This is a genomic window from Streptomyces sp. SM11 (assembly GCF_002910905.1).
GTDB lineage: Bacteria > Actinomycetota > Actinomycetes > Streptomycetales > Streptomycetaceae > Streptomyces.
The window spans coordinates 1-16,356 of sequence record NZ_NEUE01000030.1 but is presented as its reverse complement, the minus strand read 5'-3'; the positions used below and the strand labels follow the sequence as shown (position 1 = coordinate 16,356).

Here is a 16,356-nt window from a genome sequence, read left to right as displayed (position 1 = left end):
CAGCCATGGAGCGCCATCAGGTCGCCGTCTACGTGGGGGCCCTGGCGGCCGGGGGCCTGGTGGGCCGGGCCGCGCCCGGTGCGGGGCCGGGCCTGGAGCACGCGATCAACCCGGTGCTGGCCGCCCTGCTGTACGTGACGTTCCTGCAGGTGCCCGCCGCGGGGCTGCTCCGCTCGGTGCGGGCGTGCCGGTTCCTGGCCGCGACGCTGGTGGTGAACTTCGTCGTGGTGCCGCTGGTGGTCGCCGCGATGTTCACCTTCCTCCCGGACGACCGGGCGGTCCGCCTCGGCGTGCTGCTGGTCCTCCTGGCCCCGTGCGTCGACTACGTGATCGTCTTCAGCGGACTCGTCGGCGGCAGTAGCGAACGCCTGCTCGCCGCCACCCCTTTGCTGCTCCTCGCCCAGATGGTGCTGCTGCCGGTCTGCCTGTTCCTGTTCATGGGACCGGACCTGGCCGACGTGGTGGAGGCCGGACCGTTCGTCGAGGCGTTCGTCGTGCTGATCGTCATCCCGCTCGCGCTGGCCTGGCTCACCCAGGTGTGGGCCGCACGCCGCCCGGCCGGGCAGAAGACCGCCGACGCGATGGGCACGACCATGGTGCCGCTGATGGCCACCGTCCTGCTCACCGTGGTCGCCTCCCAGACACCGAAGCTCGGCGACGCCGGCAGCCTGGGGGACGTGGGCCGTGTCGTGCCGTTCTACGTCGCGTTCCTCGTCGTGATGGCGTTCGCCGGGCTCGGCGTCGCCCGCCTGTTCCGCCTGGACGTTCCGGCCGGGAGGGCGATCGTGTTCACCGGCGCGACCCGCAACTCCCTGGTCGTCCTGCCCCTTGCCCTGGCACTGCCGGACGCGCTGGCCGTCGCCGCGGTGGTCGTGGTCACCCAGACCCTGGTCGAGGTGATCGGCATGGTGGTCTACGTCCGGGCCGTGCCCCGGCTGCTACCGCTCCGGGGCTGATCCGCCCGGCACCCGCACCCGCACCCGCACCCGCGCCCCCGGCGCGGGCGGAGGCCGGCGGCAGGGGCCGGCGTGTATCCGAGGCGCTGCGCGGCCTTGATCACCCGCAGCATGGTCACCGCGTCCCACTCGGCGATCCGCAGTGGCCGCTCCTCAGTGGGCAGGGTGCGGGACGGAGGCACCCGGGCCGGCTCGGCCGTCGCGCTCGCTCCCGTCGTCACGTCCCCGGGTGGGGACGCTTCCGCCGGTGGACCTGTGCCCAGGCACCGGATGCAACTCCTCCCGTACCTGCGTAGCCGTGCCGGTCGAGCCTCCGTCCCGGATCTGAAGATCGAGTGCCGTCGCCTATATGCCTGGCTTGAATTATTCGAACGTTCGAGCGAATATCGAAGTGTGTGGATAGGTCAGCAGGTAGTCGAGGAGCAGGGCGCGGGAGCCGGTGCGGTGGCGTCGCCACTTTCCGGTCTGCTGCCGGGAGGAGGTATTCGCCCTGGTACCGCGGTGGGCGCGGGCGGGGATCTGCCGCTGCTGCTGGCGCTGGCTGCTCTGGCGGCTGCGGAGTCGGTGGCGTGGGCGGCGGTGGGCGTGCCCGAGCTGGGCGGGCTGGCAGCGGCGCAGGCAGGTCTGGATCTGGCCACCGGCCTGGTGGTGAGCGACCCGGGGCCGCGTGCGGCCCAGGTGCTCGCCGTGCTGCTGGAGTCGGTGCCGGTGGTGCTCGTCGGCGCCTCGGTACGGGTGCCGGAGCGGGCGCTGCGCCGGCTGCGGGCGGTGATGCGGCGCAGCGGAGCGGTGCTGCTGGCGGTGGGCCGGTGGCCCGGGGCGGACGTGCAGCTCCAGGTCGTACCGGTGGGCTGGGCCGGGGTGGGCCGGGGGCACGGACTGTTGCGCGGCCGCCGGGTGACGGTGACGGCGGGCGGGCGCGGCGCGGCCTCGGCGCCGCGGAGCGCGGAGCTGTGGCTGCCCGGCCCGGACGGTCTGGTGGGCGTGGTGGAGCGGGAGGCGGCGGAGGCCGTGCAGAGCGGGGCGCGGGCGGACCTCCGCGTCGTCGGATGACCGGGGCATCCGGTTCCGTACGGGTGGTTGTGGTCTGGGTGCCCGATTTCCCGGTGCTGGCGTGCGGTGCGCAGGACGATGCACCGGTGGCGGTGGTGCACCGGGGCGCGGTGGTGGCGTGCTCCGCTGCCGCGCGGGCGGCCGGGGTCCGGCGGCGCATGCGGCTGCGGGCCGCGCAGGCCCGGTGTCCCGGGCTGCGGGTCGTCGAGCGGGACCTCGCCGCCGAGGTGAGGATGTTCGAGCAGGTGGTGCACCGCGTGGAAGCGGAGGTGGTTCCGCGGCTGGAGGTGATCCGTCCCGGGCTGATCGCCGCCCCGGCGCGCGGGGCCGCGCGGTACTGGGGCGGCGAGCCGCAGCTGTCCGTACGGCTGGCCGGCACCGTCGCCGAACTGGGGCTGCCGGCCCGCACCGGGATCGCCGACAGCACTTTCGTGGCGGCGCTCGCGGCCCGCCGGGGCGACGGGGTGATCGTTCCGGCGGACGGGAACGCCGCGTTCCTGTCCCCGTACCCGGTGGGCGTGCTGGGCGTGCCCGGCCTGGCCGAACTGCTGAAGCAGCTCGGCATCCGTACCGTCGGGGACTTCGCACGGCTGCCGGCGGGCCGGGTCGCGGAGCGGCTCGGCCCGGAGGGGATCGGTGCCCACCGCGTGGCCCGTGGGGGGTCGGCCCGGCCGGTGTCCGTACGGACCGCGGTCCAGGACCACACGGCGCAGCGGCTGTTCGAGGTCCCGGAGGAGCAGACGGACGCGGTCGTGTTCGTGGCGGTCGCGCTCGCGGACGAACTGCACGAGCGTCTGGCGGCGGCAGGGGCGGTGTGCGGGCGGGTGGAGGCCGTGATCGAGACGGCCGACGGCCGGATTCTGACCCGGACCTTCCGGCACGAGGGGCGGCTGTCCTCCCGGGCGGTGGCCGAGCGCGTGCGCGGCGTGCTGGCCGCCTGGTCCGAGACGGGCCTGCTGGACGCCGGCGGCGGGGAACCGGGAATCCGCCGCCTCGCCCTGCGCCCCGACGGGATCTCTCCGGACACCGGCTCGCAGGGCGCGTTCGACGGGGAGCGGGACACGCCGGTGGAGGTGGAGCGGGCCGCCGCCCGGGTGCAGTCGGTGCTCGGGCACCGGGCGGTCACCCGGATCGTCGAGGCCGACGGCCGGGGGCCGGGCGACCGGATCCGGCTCGTCCCGGTCGGAGACGTTCCCGACGACGGCGCGGGTGCCGCGAGCGGTCCGTGGCCGGGGCGGCTGCCCGCCCCGCACCCGGCGGCGGTCTATCCGGTACGGCGACCGGCCCGGCTGACCGGGCCCGACGGTGTACCGGTCGGCGTGGCCGGCCGGCTGGAGCTGTCGGCCGAGCCCGCGTTCCTCTCGGTCGACGGGCGGCGCCGGGCCGGGGTGAACGGGTGGGCCGGGCCGTGGCCCGTGCTGGAGCAGTGGTGGGCGCGGGACGGCGGCCGGCGGATCGCCCGGATGCAGGTCACCACGGACGACGGGCATGCGTGGCTGCTGCTCGTCGACCGGGGCCGGTGGTGGGTGGAGGCCCACTATGGGTGAACTCCTGCGCCTCTCCACCGCCGACCGCCCGGAGGAGGGGGACGGCTGGGCCGAGCTGCACGCGCACAGCGCGTTCTCCTTCCTCCGGGGGGCGAGCGGGCCGGAGGACCTGGTCGCCGAGGCCGCCCGGCTCGGCATCGGCGTGCTGGCGGTGACCGACACGGACGGCCTCTACGCCGCGCGCCGCCTGCACACCGCCGCCCGCGAGCACGGGATCGGCACCGTCCACGGCGCCGAACTCACCCTCGGCGACCCCGTACTGGGAACGCCGGTGGTGCTCGCCCGCACCGTGGAGGGGTTCCGGCTGCTGTCGGCGGTGATCTCCGCCGCGCAGCTCGCCGGGTCGAAGAACTCCCCGGTCTACGACCTGGACGAGGTGGCCCGTGCCGCGGCCGCGGGGCACTGGGCCGTCCTGCCGGGCTGCCCACCGCCGGGCACGGACCGGTGCGACGTCGCCGCCGTCGCCCACCGGCTCGCCCGGCTGACCGACGTCTTCGGTACGGGCGGCACGCACGCCGAGCTGGTCGACCACCGGCTCCCGGAGGACTCGGTCGCCGCCGACGCGATGTGGGTGGCCGCCCACCGGATCGGGGTCCCCGTGGTGGCCACCGGCGCCGTGCACTACGCGGCCCCCCGCCAGGCCCGCGTGGCACAGGCGCTCACCGCGCTGCGCCGCCGCGAGACCCTGGACCGGGCCGCCGGACATCTGATGGCCGCCCCGACCGCCCATCTGCGCCCCCGGGCCGAGCGGGCGGCATTCCTGTCGCGGTATCCCGGCGTCGCGGACGCCACCGTCGCCCTGGGCCGTGCCTGCGTGATCGACCTCGGCGAACTGCGCCCCGAACTCCCGGAGTTCGCGGTGCCCGCAGGGCATACGCAGGACTCGTGGCTGCGGGACCGCGCCGAGGCCGCCTGCGCCGACCGCTACGGCCCCCGCGCCGACCCGGGGGCCGGGGCGGCGTGGCGGCAGCTCGACCACGAACTCGAACTCGTCGCCGGACTCGGGCTCGCGGGCTACTTCCTGATCGTCCACGACATCGTCCGGCACGCCGCCGACCAGGGGATCTGGTGTCAGGGCCGGGGCTCGGCCGCCAGCAGCGTGATCTGTTACGTCCTCGGCATCACCGCCGTCGACCCGCTCCGGCACGGTCTGCTCTTCGAGCGGTTCCTGTCCCTGGAGAAGGCGGGCCCGCCGGACATCGACCTCGACCTGGAGTCCGGGCGCCGCGAGGAAGTCATCCAGTACGTCTACACCCGCTACGGCCGTCGGCACGCCGCCCAGGTCGCCAACATGATCACCTATCGACCGCGGCTCGCGGTCCGCGACGCCGCCCGCGCCCTCGGCTACCCTGAAGCGCAGACCCGGGAGATGACCCGGCACATCCACCACACCCCGCCCGGCCCCGACACCGGGCTCCCCGACGACGTCCGCGACCTCGCCGCCCAGCTCCACACCCTCCCGAGGCACCTCGGGGTGCACTCGGGCGGCATGGTCCTCACCCGGCAGCCCATCGGCGAGATCATGCCCGTGGAGTGGGCGACCGCCGAGGGCCGCAGCGTCCTCCAGGGCGACAAGGACGACGTCGCCGCCGCCCGGCTCATCAAGATCGACCTGCTGGGTCTCGGCATGCTGTCCGCCCTCCACACCGCCTGCGACCTCATCCACGAGTACCACGGCGTCCGCCACGACCTCACGTCCATCCCCCAGGACGACCCGGACGTCTACGAGATGATCGCGAACGGAGACACCATCGGTGTCTTCCAGGTCGAGTCCCGTGCCCAGATCTCCACCCTTCCCCAACTGCGGCCGACGAAGTTCGAGGACCTGGCCGTCGCCGCGTCCATCATCCGCCCCGGCCCCATCCAGGCCGGCAGCAAACACCCCCTGCTCCGCCGACGGCGCGGCGAGGAGGCGGTGACATACCCCCACCCGCTCGCGAAAGCCGCGCTGGAGCCGACCCTCGGCGTCGCCCTCTGGCAGGAGCAGGCCATGCAACTCGCGATCGACTGCGCGGGGTTCAGCCCGGGTGAGGCCGACCGGCTCAGGAAGGCGATGGCGGCCAAGCACGCCCCGGAGAAGGTCGCCGCGATGCGCGACCGCCTGCTGACCGGCATGGCCGGGCGCGGCATCCCCCCGGCCGCCGCCGAGAAGATCGTCTCGATGATCGAGGCCTTCTCCGACTACGGGTTCCCGCAGTCCCACGCCCAGTCGATGGCCGGGCTCATCTACGCCAGCGCCTGGATCAAGCGCCACCATCCCGCCGCGCTCGTCGCGGCGATCATGGCGCACCAGCCGATGGGCTTCTACGACACCCAGACCCTCATCGGCGACGCGGTACGCCACGGCATCACCGTCCGCGGACCCGCCGTCCTGACTTCCCACGTCCACGCCACCCTCGAACCGGGCCCGACGCCCGGGGCGACGCCCGGCCCGACACCCAGCGCGGCACCCGGTGCGCGGCCCCCGGCGATCCGTCGCGGCCTGACCAGCATCACCGGCCTCGGCGAACAGGCCGCCGAGGAGATCGTCGCCCTCCGCACGGAGCGGCCGTTCACCGACCTGGACGACTTCGCCGCCCGCACCCGTCTACCGGCCCGGGTCCTGGAGCAGTTGGCCACCGCCGGCGCACTCGACGGCCTGGGCGGGCACCGTCGCACCGCCCTGTGGAGCGCCGGCACCGCACCCGGCCGCACCCGCCAGCCCCCGCTCCCCGGACTCGCCACCCCCGTGACCGCTCCCGAACTCACCTCCATGACCACCGCCGAGGAGACCACCGCCGACATCACCGCCACCGGCGCCAGCGCCACCGCCCACCCCGTCCAGCACATCCGCCCCCACCTGGACCGTCTCGGCACACTCCCCACGGCCACCGCCCGCACCCTCCCCGACAGGGCCCCGGTCCGGATCGGCGGGCTGCCGAAGTACCTCCAACGCCCCCCGACCGCGCACGGCGTGGCCTTCGGCGCGATCGAGGACGAGACCGGCATGATCAACCTCGTCTTCGCCCCGCACGTCTGGGACCGCTGCCACCGCACCCTCCTCGACGCCCCCGCCGTCCTCGTCACCGGCCGGATCGAGCGCTCCGACGGCACGGTCAACGTCGCCGTCGGCCGGGTGGAGGCGCTCACCGTGGCCGGGCCCGTTCCCCGGCGCCACGTCGGGCGACGCTAGGGCCGGTACGGGCACCCGACGCTGGTTCGTGGAGCGCGGGTTCGCCCATCTGCACCGGGTTCGCCGCCTCATGCCGTCCGGTCGCAGCAGGGACAGCTCGCCGGGCGTCAGCGGGCAGGGCCCTCCACCACGGGCTTCAGAACACGCGTTGTATCCCAGCGCGATATCTGCGCGTACACCTTGCCCGGACGTCCTGACCCGCCCCCGGAGGAGCTGATCCTGGCGGGGCAGCTCGCCGTGGAGGTCCTCGTCATGGTGTCCACGACCCGGCCCGTGCGCAGTTCGTGGACGGTGTAGGTGAACGTCTGGGAATACAGCGGATAGGACCGCTGCGTACTCCGCTGACCGAACTCGGTGTACTTGCAGTCGCGCTGCCGCTCCTTGCCGGGCTCCTCCCTGGCGCAGGCGAGCAACTCGATCTCGGAGACCGGGGTCGTACGGACCGTGCCCGGCAACCCGTCGAACTTCACGTCTTTCTGCAGCATCCAGCCGCGGCCCATGTCCTTGTCGGTCTCGTATCCGCCGCGGAAGGCGGCCACTCGGTGCGGCCCGTTACCGGAGTACTTCGTCGCCTTGGGGTGGCCGGACTCGAAGTTCGAGCACAGTGTGCCGAGTTGGGCGGCGGTCCTGATCCCCTTCGTCTTCGGTTCCGGTGAGGCGTCGGTCTTCCCCGCGGAGCTCCCGAGCAACCGGCCAGTACGGTGAGGAGCGCCCCGACGAGGGGAGCGGTCATGCGCCGTGCCATCAACAAGGGACCTCCCGGTCCGTGTTCCTACTCACAGGGTCCCCGTGGGAATTCCTTGCGGGGTCAGCCGTTGAGGTGTTCGGCCCGGTGCGCGGCCCAGCGCTGCATCATTGACCCGAGCTCCTTCTCCAGGAACCGGAAGAACTCCAGGGTGTTGTTGATCCGGCGTCCCTGCGGGGTGTCGAGGCCGAAGTGGTCCACGCCCTCCCGCAGGGTGGCCTGCCAGTTCTTCAGGAGGGCGTCCCGTTCGAGCAGCGCGTCGTACCACTGGTCGCTCTGTACGCGGTAGCGCTCACGCCGGGACCCCGGCTCCCGCTCGCGGCTGACCATATTGACCTGGGCGAGATGGCGGACGGCTCCCGATACGGCTGCCGGGCTGATCTTCAGCCGTTCGCTCAGTTCGGCGGAGGTGAGGGCACCCCGCTCCGAGGACAGCAGCGCGGCGAAGACTCTGGCCGGCATACGCGCCATCCCCGCCTGGACCAGCTGGGCGGCGAAGCGCTCCACGAACCGGGAGCCTGCCGCACCGTCGTCGCTGCCGTCCACGCGGCTCTCTTCCCGCCTCTCATCCATGTTCCGACTCTCCGGTCCCTGTGGTTCCCGACGCTCGTGTACCGCCCGCGCCTTCGGCCAGTCTAGCCAGGATTCATACGCTTTCTTAACTTCACACATTTCTGAAAGAAGCGTACGTTCGGAACATGAAGAAGGCAATCACTGTCACCGGACTGCACAAGTCGTTCGGTCGGACGCACGCCCTGGACGGCCTGGACCTCGCCGTCGAAGCCGGCGAGGTCCACGGCTTCCTCGGACCCAACGGAGCGGGCAAGTCCACGACGATCCGCGTCCTGCTCGGGCTGCTGCGTGCCGACTCCGGCGGCGCCCAACTCCTCGGCAAGGACCCGTGGAGGGACGCGGTCGAGCTGCACCGGCGGCTCGCCTACGTACCCGGGGACGTCGAGCTGTGGCCGAACCTCACCGGCGGAGAGGCCATCGACCTGCTGGCGAAGCTGCGCGGCGGCCTCGACCGGCGGCGGCGCGATGAACTCATCGACCGGTTCGACCTGGACCCGACCAAGAAGGGCCGCGCCTACTCCAAGGGCAACCGGCAGAAGGTCGCCATCGTCGCCGCGCTCGCCTCCGACGCCGAACTGCTGCTCCTGGACGAGCCCACGGCGGGCCTCGACCCCTTGATGGAAGTGGTCTTCCAGGACGTCATCCTCCAGGCGAAAGCCGCGGGGAAGACCGTGCTGCTCTCCAGCCACATCCTGGCCCAGGTGGAAAAGCTCTGCGACCGCGTCAGCATCGTCCGCCAGGGCCGCACCGTGCAGTCCGGCACGCTCGGCGAGATGCGCCACCTCACCCGCACGAACGTCGAAGCCGAGACCGAACGCCCGGCCACCGGACTCGACGCCATGTCCGGGGTGCACGAACTGCGGGTGACGGACCGGAGGGTGAACTTCGCCGTGGACGGAGCACACCTCGACGCCGCGATCCGCAGGCTCGGCGAGTTCGGCATCCGGAGCCTGACCAGCCATCCGCCGACGCTCGAAGAGCTGATGCTGCGTCATTACGGTGACGAACTCGCGTCCAACGGCCGTGCGGGACAGGGCGACACCGGTTCCTCCGGTGCAGACGGTGGCGTTGCCCGATGACCAGCACCGCCGCACCGCTCGACGCCTCCGGAAGGTCCGCGCCCGCCAGGATCGTTCCCGACGCCTTCACCGGCACCGGGACCCTGGTCCGGTTCGGCCTTCGCCGGGACCGCGTCCGCATGTCCGTATGGCTGCTCGCCCTCACCCTGGGCACGCTGATCACGGCGGCCCAGTACAAGACGCTGTACTCCACCCCCGAAGAGCGCGCCGCGGCCGTCAGCTCCATGGACAGTCCGGCCGCGCTCGCCATGACCGGCCCCCGTCACTATCTCTCCGACTACACCGCCGGCGCGATGCTCGGTCATCACATGCTCGGCTTCATGGCGATCCTGGTCGGACTGATGAGCGTCCTGACCGTCACCCGGCACACCCGCGACGAGGAAGAGACCGGCCGCGCCGAACTGGTCCGCTCCACCGTCGTCGGACACCACGCGCACCTCGCCTCCGCGCTGGCGGTCGCCGCCGTCGCCAACCTCGCGCTCGCCCTGCTGCTGGCCCTGGGGCTCACCGCGACCGGCATCGACGGGATCGGCCCGGGCGGGGCGCTGCTGTACGGCCTCACGCATGCCGCCATCGGGCTCGTCTTCGCCGGGGTCGCCGCCGTCACCGCGCAGATCACCGCGCACACCCGGGGCGCCTCGGGCATGGCGCTCGCGGTGATCGGCGTCGCCTACGTGCTGCGGGCCTCCGGCGATGTGGGCAACGACGCCCTGTCCTGGCTGAGCCCGATCGGCTGGATCCAGCGCACCTACGTCTTCGTCGACGACCGGTGGTGGCCCTTGGCCCTCTGCCTGGTCCTCGCCGCGCTGACCGCGGCCTACGGCTACGTGCTGAGCACCCGGCGCGATGTCGGCGCGGGCCTGCGCTCCGCGCGGCTCGGCCGGCGTACGGCGTCCGACGCGCTCACCCGGCCCTTCGGCTTCGCCCTGCGCCTGCACCGGGCGACCTTGCTGGGCTTCGGCGTCGGACTGTGCCTGATGGGCGTGATGTACGGCTCGATCCTCGGCGAGGCCGCCGACATGGTGAAGGACATCGATCAGATCCAGGAGGCGCTGACGGAGATCGGCGGCAGCACCGTGGCCGAGTCGTTCGCATCCATGGTGATGGTGGTCGTCGCGGTCGTCGCCGCCGTGTACGTGGTGATGGCAGCGCTGCGACCGCGGGCCGAGGAGAACGCCGGCCGCGCCGAACCGCTGCTTGCCACCGGCCTCTCCCGGGACCGCTGGCTCGGCGGCCATGTCGCCGTCGCGCTGGCCGGCGGCACGGTGCTGATGGTCCTCGCCGGGCTGGGCTTCGGCCTCTCGGGCGCGGCGTCGGCAGGCGACGGAGACCTGGTTCTCGAACTCGTCGGAGCGGCCGCCGCCTACGCCCCGGCGCTGTGGGTGACCGTCGGCGTGGCCGTCCTGCTCTTCGGCTGGTTCCCGCGTGCGGGAGCGGCGGCCTGGATCGTGCCCGTGTACGCGTTCCTCGTCGGATACCTGGGGCCGATCCTCCAACTCCCGGACTGGACGAAGGCCCTGTCGCCCTTCGGCCATGTCCCCCAGCTCCCGGCCGCCGGGATGAACTGGACCCCGCTGCTCGCCCTGACCGCCGTCGCGGCCGGACTGATCCTGCTCGGGCTGGCGGGCTTCCGCCGCCGGGACCTGGACACCAAGTGACGCACGGGGGAGAAGTGCGGCGACAGAAGGTGTGAGCGCGCGCTCCCCGCCCCGCACGGGACGGGGAGCGCGCCCCGTCCCGCCACGCTCCGGAGGCTCATTCCGTATGGGCGCTGTCAAAGGGCATCTGCTTTTCGCCCGGTGTGCGCTTTCCTCGTGGAGTCCGTTCGTTTCCGAACTCTTCCAGGAGCATGCGATGGCCGATCTGGCCTTCGTCGTCACCACCGTCGCGATATTCGCGCTCGTGTCCCTCATCGCCAAGGGGGTGGCGAAGCTGTGACCGCGGAGTACATCATCGGGCTGATCGTCGCCGCCGCCCTGCTGGGTTGTCTCGTCCTCGCCCTCCTCCGTCCGGAGAGGTTCTGAGTACGGATATGAGTCCCGTTCTTGCTGACGTGCTCCAGGTGTCGGCGCTGGGCGCTCACCAGCCCGTCCACAGAAGGTGGTTGATCAGCAGAGCCGGAACGGCCGACGCCACCAGCCAGTACCGCACCCTCCGGCGGGGGAGCAGCGCCGCCGCGGGCAGCAGCCACAGCAGGAACGGCTGCCAGATGCGCTCGGTCTCCGCCTTGCTCATACCGGAGAGGTCCGCGACGAGCAGCGCCGCCAGCGCCGCCAGGACGAGCAGCGCCAGCTTCCCTTCCGGGGAGGCCGCCGCGGGGCCTCCCCGCAGCGCCCGTACGGCACCGGGAGCGGCCACCGCGCTCCGGCGCAGCCCGGCGACGGCGGCGAGCCCGGCCGCGAGGGTCGCGCAGGCCAGGTTGGCCCAGACCCAGTAGCCGTACGGGCGGACACCGCCCGCGCCCTGGTAGTAGCGCTCGACCAGCAGGTGGTAGGCGGTCCACCAGTTGAATCCGGCGAGCGTGAAGGCCACCGGGACCACCAGCGCGCCGAGCAGGAACAGCGGCACCGGGCGGGCGGTCCGGGCGAGCACCAGCACGGCCAGCAGCACGGCCGCCATCAGCCCCAGCCCGTAACTGAGGTAGCAGGTCCACCCGAACAGCAGACCCCCGCCGAGCGCCGCCGCGGCCGGGAAGCGGACCCGGCGGGTGGCGGCCAGGGCGAGCAGCGCCACCGACCAGGCGGCGACCGCCGTGAAGTAGCCGTCGGCCGACACGCCCGCCCAGACGGCCGCCGGGGCGAGGACGAGGAAGGGCGCGGCGCGGCGGGCCAGGCGCTCGTCGGCCAGCACGCGCACGGTGATCAGGACGGCCAGCGCCGCCGAACTGCCCACCACGACACACCAGAGCGCCGCCCAGGCCCCGCCGCCGAGACCGATGCGGTCCAGCCACACGAAGGACAGCGTCGCGCCCGGCGGGTGCCCGGCGACATGGGCCGGCCAGTTGCCGGGCTCGCCGATCAGGATGTGGTTCGTGAAGTCGCGCAGGGTGGCGGGGATGTCCTCGAAGCGGTCGATGACCCGCAGGTACTCGTGCTTCGTGGTGAGCCGCTTGGCGACGCCCCGGTGCCAGCCGTCGATCAGGGCCATCGAGCAGACCCAGGCCATCGACCCGGCCCAGGCCGCCGCCAGCAGCCCCCGCCAGGGCAGCCGGGCGGCGAGCGTCGGGCCGTAGGCGACCACCAGGACCGCCATGATCAGGGCGGCCGGAGTGCCCGGACCCAGATGCGGGTCCCAGGAGGCCAGCAGCGGCGGCCACTGCGCGCGCAGACTCCCGTCCCGGTTCTGGATGACATGACCGACGGCCACCGCGGCCGCGATCAGCAGCACGCCCGCGGCGGCGGCCATCAGGTCTGCCCGCCCCGCACGCCGGGCGCGGTCGTGGTTGCGGTCCGGCGGTGCGGGCGGGCCGTGCCCCGTGCCGCCGGCGGTGTCCGTGGGGGTGGCGTCCTCGGTCTTCACGCTGGCACGCTATGCACATCGGACGGCGATCGGGCGGCAATCGGGCGGTACGGCGGGCCGCGTCACCGAACCGTCAGATTTGACGCCGGCCGTCCGGACGTCAGAAATTCGTCAGGAGTCGCAGCCGCCCGCCGGCAGGGTCTCCCGCTTAGCGTCGGCCTCATGCCCGAACGTCGCCGCATCCGCTCCCTCCCCGCCTCCCTCCGCGCCCCGCGCACGCCCGCCGACCCGGGATTCTGGCGCAGCCCCGTGCGCGGGACGCGCTTCACCGCCGTGCTCGGCGTCGTCCTGCTCGCCGGACTCACGCTGCTGTTCGTCACCGGTCTGCTCTCGTACGCCGCCTACAACCCGGACCTGAACCGGGTCAACGACAAGACCCCGGGTAAGGGGTGGCTCGGCTTCTACCTGTTCTCCTGGCCGACCAACCCGCACTGGCTCTACCGGCTGACCCAGGGCCTGCACGTCACCGTCGGCATCGTGCTCGTGCCCGTCCTGCTCGCCAAGCTCTGGTCGGTGATCCCCCGGCTCTTCGCGCTGCCGCCCGCCCGTTCCGTGGGCCACGCCCTGGAGCGGATCTCGCTGCTGCTGCTCGTGGGCGGGGCGCTGTTCGAGTTCCTCACCGGACTGCTCAACATCCAGCTGGACTACCTCTTCCCCGGGTCGTTCTACACGCTGCACTTCTACGGGGCCTGGGTCTTCCTGGCCGGCTTCGTCACCCATGTCGCGCTCAAGATGCCCCAGGCCGTACGGGTGTTGCGCAACGGCATCCCGCGCGGCGAACCGGACACCCTCGCCGCCCCCGACCCGCTGCCCGCCACCCTGTCCCGGCGCGGCGCGCTGGCCATGGTGGGGGCCGGGTCGCTCCTGCTGCTGGTCACCTCGGCCGGTCGCAGCTTCGACGGGCCGCTGCGCCGCATCGCGCTCCTCACCCCGCGCGGCGGCACCGACCCGGGGCCGGGACCGAACGCCTTCCAGATCAACAAGACCGCCGCCGCCGTCCGGATCACGCCCGCCGACACCGGTGAGCGCTGGCGGCTGACGGTACGGGGGCCGGCCGGGGAGTTCCGCTTCTCCCGGGCCGAACTGCTGGCCATGGAACAGCACGGCGCCGCGCTCCCGATCGCCTGCGTGGAGGGCTGGTCGACCTCGGACCAGCTCTGGCGCGGGGTGCGGCTCTCCGACCTGGCCGCGCTCGCCGGATACCCGGACCGGCCGCCCGGTGTGTTCGTCGAGTCGCTCCAGCGCAGCGGCCCCTTCCGCAAGGCCGCGCTGCGCGACAACCAGGTCCGCGACGGCCGTTCGCTGCTCGCACTGGAGGTGAACGGCGCGCCGCTGTCGCCCGACCACGGCTACCCGGCCCGGATCATCGTCCCCGCCGCGCCCGGGGTGCTGGCCACCAAGTGGGTCGAGTCCCTGACGTTCGGAGAACTGTGATGTCCACCCGAGCCGTACCGCCCCTGCCCGCCGAGCCCCGTCGTCCGCGCTTCTCGCCCCGTCGCCTGTACGGCGAGGGCCCGCTCCACCTGCTCCTGCTCGCCGCCACGTTCTGCCTGGCCGGCTATGCGGGCGTACGGCTGCTGGACGGGGACACCGTCGGCGTGCTGCTCTGGTTCGCCGGGTCCGCCGTCCTGCACGACCTGGTGCTGCTGCCGGTGTACGCCGGGGCCGACCGGGTGCTGCGCGCCGCGCTCGGCCCCCGGCCGGCCCTGGTGAACTTCGTGCGGGTACCGGCGTTCCTCTCCGGGCTGCTCCTGCTGATCTGGTTCCCGCTGATCGCCCGGCGGACCGAACGGCGGTACGAGGCCGCCGCCGGCACCTCCCCGGACGTCTACTTCGGCAACTGGCTGCTGATCACCGGCGCGCTGTTCGCGCTCTCCGCGCTCTGGCTGTCCGTCCGGGCGCTCCGTTCCCGCACGGGACGGCGCAGCGACACGAAGGTCCGCCCCTCAGCACCCCACTGATCGGCCGTACGCCAGCCGCCCGCGCGGGCGTGGCGCAGCAGGGCCGGCGTCCCGATCCGTGCCCAGGGGAACGGCTCGGCCGCGCCGTCGCCCGAGGGGGCGGTCCTTCCGTCCGGCCCGCCCCGGCCGTCGTCGAGACGGACCCGGACCCGTTCGTCCACGTCGGCGGGGGCGGTCTCGGCGATCAGCAGCCCGTCGGCGCCGAGCAGATCGGCCGCCCGGTCCAGCAGGGCGGCCGGGTCGCCCCCGATGCCGACGTTGCCGTCGAGGAGCAGGAGGGTGCCCCAACGGCCCTCGCCCGGCAGCGGGTCGAACACGCTGCGGAGCAGCGCCGCGCCGCCAAGACCGCGCGTACGGGCCACCGCCGCCTCGCTGACGTCGATGCCCAGCGCCCGGTGCCCGAGCGAGGCCAGCTCGGCGACCAGCCGTCCCGGCCCGCAGCCGATGTCCAGCACCGGCCCCTCGCACCGGTGCAGGGCGGACAGGTCGGCGGAGCCCGCGCCGGAGCACCAGCGCTCCACGTCCAGGGGCAGCAGCCAGCCGTCGCTGCGGCGGAGGAAGAGCGGACCCCGGCCGGTGCGCAGGGCGTTGGCGTACGGGTCGGCGCCCCAGGCAGCGGTACGGGTCGGGTCCGACCGGGTCGGTGTGCCGGAGCCGTACGCGCCGTCAGCGGCCACCTCGTGCGTGCCGGGAGCCTCGTACGCCTCGCCGTCCTCGTACGTATCGGGGGCTTCGGCGGAGTCGGCGAGGGCCGGTGCGGTGAGCCCGGAGGAGGGCACGGTCGTACTCATCGCACCCCCGCCCCGGTCAGCCGACCGAGCACCGCGGCGAACCGGCCGCCCGGCGCGGCCGACGCGACCCGGTGGGCGTCGGCCGCGGTGTCCACGTCGACCAGGACCGGCAGATCGCGCACGGCGAGCCCCGCCTCCACCAGCCTGCGCCGCTGCACCGCACCCGTTTCCGGGACGGACATCGGGACCCCGCGCAGCAGGGCGGGATCGGGTTCCGCCAGGCCCAGGGCCCAGAAGCCGCCGTCCTCGGCCGGACCGAACCAGGCCCCGGGGCCGTCCCAGGCGTCCGGGGCGAGAGCGGGGGCGAGCAGCGCGGCCGTGATCTGCGGGGTGTCCATGCCGACCAGGAGGGCCGGCCCCGTACACCCGCCGAAGGCCGCCGCGAGACGCTCGTCGAGACCGCCCGCGCTCTGCGGCACGACGTCGAACCCCGGCGGCATCCAGGGGCCCGGCCGCCCGTCGAGGACCAGGACGCGCCGCCGGGCGGGGAGGGCGAGCACGGCCTCCAGGGTGTCCGCGAGGGCGGCGGCGGCGAGTTCGGCGGCCTCGGCGGGGGAGAAGGGCGGGCAGAGCCGGGTCTTGACCCGTCCGGCCACCGGTTCCTTCGCGATGACCAGCAACTCCGTGGGCCCGGACGCGCCCGTCGGACGCCCCCCGTCACCGTACGGGCCCGTCCGACGCCCCCTGTCTCCGTACGCGCTCATCGGACGGCCCCCGTCCCCGCGCGAGCCGTCCCGTCCGCCGTGCGGTCCGCCGGTGGCTCGCGCAGGACGCCCCGCATGTCGCGCACCGCCTGCCAGGTCCCGCGCCAGGTGCCGGTCACCTTCGACTTCCCGGTGCGCGGCCGGTAGGGGACGTCGCTCTCGGCGACCCGCAGCCCGGCGTCCGAGGCCCGGACCACCATCTGGAGCGGATAGCCGCTGCGCCGGTCGGTGAGGTCCAGGGCGAGCAGGTCGCTGC

The 16,356-nt window shown here is 73.7% G+C and carries 14 protein-coding genes and 1 pseudogene; 9 read left to right on the top strand and 6 right to left on the bottom strand.

From position 1 onward, the window contains the following. Nucleotides 1–5 precede the first annotated feature (5 nt). From B9S58_RS02000 to B9S58_RS01980, 4 genes are all read left to right on the top strand, one after another. Nucleotides 6–956 (top strand): bile acid:sodium symporter, encoded by a 951-nt coding sequence (locus B9S58_RS02000; RefSeq protein WP_103530442.1) that lies wholly within the window; start codon nt 6–8, stop codon nt 954–956. 444 nt (nt 957–1,400) lie between these two features. Then, a complete protein-coding gene (locus B9S58_RS01990; RefSeq protein WP_258044149.1) occupies nt 1,401–2,009 on the top strand; it encodes a hypothetical protein in 609 nt (202 codons plus the stop codon). Next, nucleotides 2,006–3,556 carry a DNA polymerase Y family protein gene (locus B9S58_RS01985; protein ID WP_103530426.1) on the top strand — a complete coding sequence of 517 codons (1,551 nt, stop codon included), beginning with the start codon at nt 2,006–2,008 and terminating at the stop codon, nt 3,554–3,556. Before B9S58_RS01990 ends, B9S58_RS01985 begins: the two co-directional genes overlap by 4 nt. Then, nucleotides 3,549–6,728 (top strand): error-prone DNA polymerase, encoded by a 3,180-nt coding sequence (locus tag B9S58_RS01980; RefSeq protein WP_103530425.1) that lies wholly within the window; start codon nt 3,549–3,551, stop codon nt 6,726–6,728. Before B9S58_RS01985 ends, B9S58_RS01980 begins: the two co-directional genes overlap by 8 nt. Nucleotides 6,729–6,835: 107 nt before the next feature. Here the strand turns inward: B9S58_RS01980 and B9S58_RS01975 are convergent, their stop codons facing one another. Both B9S58_RS01975 and B9S58_RS01970 read right to left on the bottom strand, forming a co-directional pair. Beyond that, nucleotides 6,836–7,417: a hypothetical protein gene (locus tag B9S58_RS01975; RefSeq protein ID WP_103530424.1), complete on the bottom strand. Its 582-nt coding sequence runs from the start codon at nt 7,415–7,417 to the stop codon at nt 6,836–6,838. Between the two features lie 119 nt (nt 7,418–7,536). Then, entirely contained in the window at nt 7,537–8,046 is a 510-nt protein-coding gene (locus B9S58_RS01970) for a GbsR/MarR family transcriptional regulator (RefSeq protein ID WP_103530423.1), read from the bottom strand. A 125-nt stretch (nt 8,047–8,171) separates the two neighbouring features. On the opposite strand from B9S58_RS01970, the gene B9S58_RS01965 reads away from it, so the two are divergent. The 4 genes from B9S58_RS01965 to kdpF all read left to right on the top strand — a co-directional run bounded on the left by B9S58_RS01965 (nt 8,172) and on the right by kdpF (nt 11,149). Further along, nucleotides 8,172–9,125: an ABC transporter ATP-binding protein gene (locus B9S58_RS01965; protein ID WP_103530422.1), complete on the top strand. Its 954-nt coding sequence runs from the start codon at nt 8,172–8,174 to the stop codon at nt 9,123–9,125. Then, nucleotides 9,122–10,783, top strand: coding sequence for an ABC transporter permease (locus B9S58_RS01960; RefSeq protein WP_103530421.1), 1,662 nt, complete (start codon nt 9,122–9,124; stop codon nt 10,781–10,783). The genes B9S58_RS01965 and B9S58_RS01960 overlap by 4 nt, the downstream gene beginning before the upstream one ends. A 106-nt stretch (nt 10,784–10,889) precedes the next feature. Beyond that, on the top strand, nt 10,890–11,063 hold the full coding sequence (locus B9S58_RS37735) for a hypothetical protein (RefSeq protein ID WP_181009147.1): 174 nt from the start codon (nt 10,890–10,892) through the stop codon (nt 11,061–11,063). Further along, nucleotides 11,060–11,149 (top strand): K(+)-transporting ATPase subunit F, encoded by a 90-nt coding sequence (kdpF, locus tag B9S58_RS01955; RefSeq protein WP_103530420.1) that lies wholly within the window; start codon nt 11,060–11,062, stop codon nt 11,147–11,149. The genes B9S58_RS37735 and kdpF overlap by 4 nt, the downstream gene beginning before the upstream one ends. A 55-nt stretch (nt 11,150–11,204) precedes the next feature. Here kdpF and B9S58_RS01950 read toward each other — a convergent pair whose 3' ends face one another. Further along, entirely contained in the window at nt 11,205–12,644 is a 1,440-nt protein-coding gene (locus B9S58_RS01950) for a hypothetical protein (protein ID WP_103530419.1), read from the bottom strand. Between the two features lie 162 nt (nt 12,645–12,806). Here B9S58_RS01950 and B9S58_RS01945 point away from each other — a divergent pair, with 162 nt between their 5' ends. After that, on the top strand, nt 12,807–14,078 hold the full coding sequence (locus B9S58_RS01945) for a molybdopterin-dependent oxidoreductase (RefSeq protein WP_103530418.1): 1,272 nt from the start codon (nt 12,807–12,809) through the stop codon (nt 14,076–14,078). Nucleotides 14,079–14,472: 394 nt separating this feature from the next. Here the strand turns inward: B9S58_RS01945 and B9S58_RS01935 are convergent, their stop codons facing one another. From B9S58_RS01935 to B9S58_RS01925, 3 genes and pseudogenes are all read right to left on the bottom strand, one after another. Further along, nucleotides 14,473–15,396, bottom strand: coding sequence for a bifunctional 2-polyprenyl-6-hydroxyphenol methylase/3-demethylubiquinol 3-O-methyltransferase UbiG (locus B9S58_RS01935; protein WP_103530417.1), 924 nt, complete (start codon nt 15,394–15,396; stop codon nt 14,473–14,475). Then, nucleotides 15,393–16,100, bottom strand: coding sequence for a DUF2064 domain-containing protein (locus tag B9S58_RS01930; RefSeq protein WP_258044148.1), 708 nt, complete (start codon nt 16,098–16,100; stop codon nt 15,393–15,395). The genes B9S58_RS01935 and B9S58_RS01930 overlap by 4 nt, the downstream gene beginning before the upstream one ends. Then, a pseudogene (locus B9S58_RS01925) lies at nt 16,097–16,356 on the bottom strand (glycosyltransferase); the annotation flags it as partial. The pseudogene B9S58_RS01925 and the gene B9S58_RS01930, both read right to left, overlap by 4 nt.

Bases quoted from the DNA above. Each gene is read 5' to 3' on its own strand.
- B9S58_RS37735 (WP_181009147.1), top strand. From the start codon at position 10,890: ATGGGCGCTGTCAAAGGGCATCTGCTTTTCGCCCGGTGTGCGCTTTCC.
- B9S58_RS01980 (WP_103530425.1), top strand. From the start codon at position 3,549: ATGGGTGAACTCCTGCGCCTCTCCACCGCCGACCGCCCGGAGGAGGGG.
- B9S58_RS01965 (WP_103530422.1), top strand. From the start codon at position 8,172: ATGAAGAAGGCAATCACTGTCACCGGACTGCACAAGTCGTTCGGTCGG.
- B9S58_RS01935 (WP_103530417.1), bottom strand. From the start codon at position 15,396: ATGAGTACGACCGTGCCCTCCTCCGGGCTCACCGCACCGGCCCTCGCC.
- B9S58_RS01985 (WP_103530426.1), top strand. From the start codon at position 2,006: ATGACCGGGGCATCCGGTTCCGTACGGGTGGTTGTGGTCTGGGTGCCC.
- B9S58_RS01945 (WP_103530418.1), top strand. From the start codon at position 12,807: ATGCCCGAACGTCGCCGCATCCGCTCCCTCCCCGCCTCCCTCCGCGCC.
- B9S58_RS01960 (WP_103530421.1), top strand. From the start codon at position 9,122: ATGACCAGCACCGCCGCACCGCTCGACGCCTCCGGAAGGTCCGCGCCC.
- B9S58_RS01970 (WP_103530423.1), bottom strand. From the start codon at position 8,046: ATGGATGAGAGGCGGGAAGAGAGCCGCGTGGACGGCAGCGACGACGGT.
- B9S58_RS02000 (WP_103530442.1), top strand. From the start codon at position 6: ATGGAGCGCCATCAGGTCGCCGTCTACGTGGGGGCCCTGGCGGCCGGG.
- B9S58_RS01930 (WP_258044148.1), bottom strand. From the start codon at position 16,100: ATGAGCGCGTACGGAGACAGGGGGCGTCGGACGGGCCCGTACGGTGAC.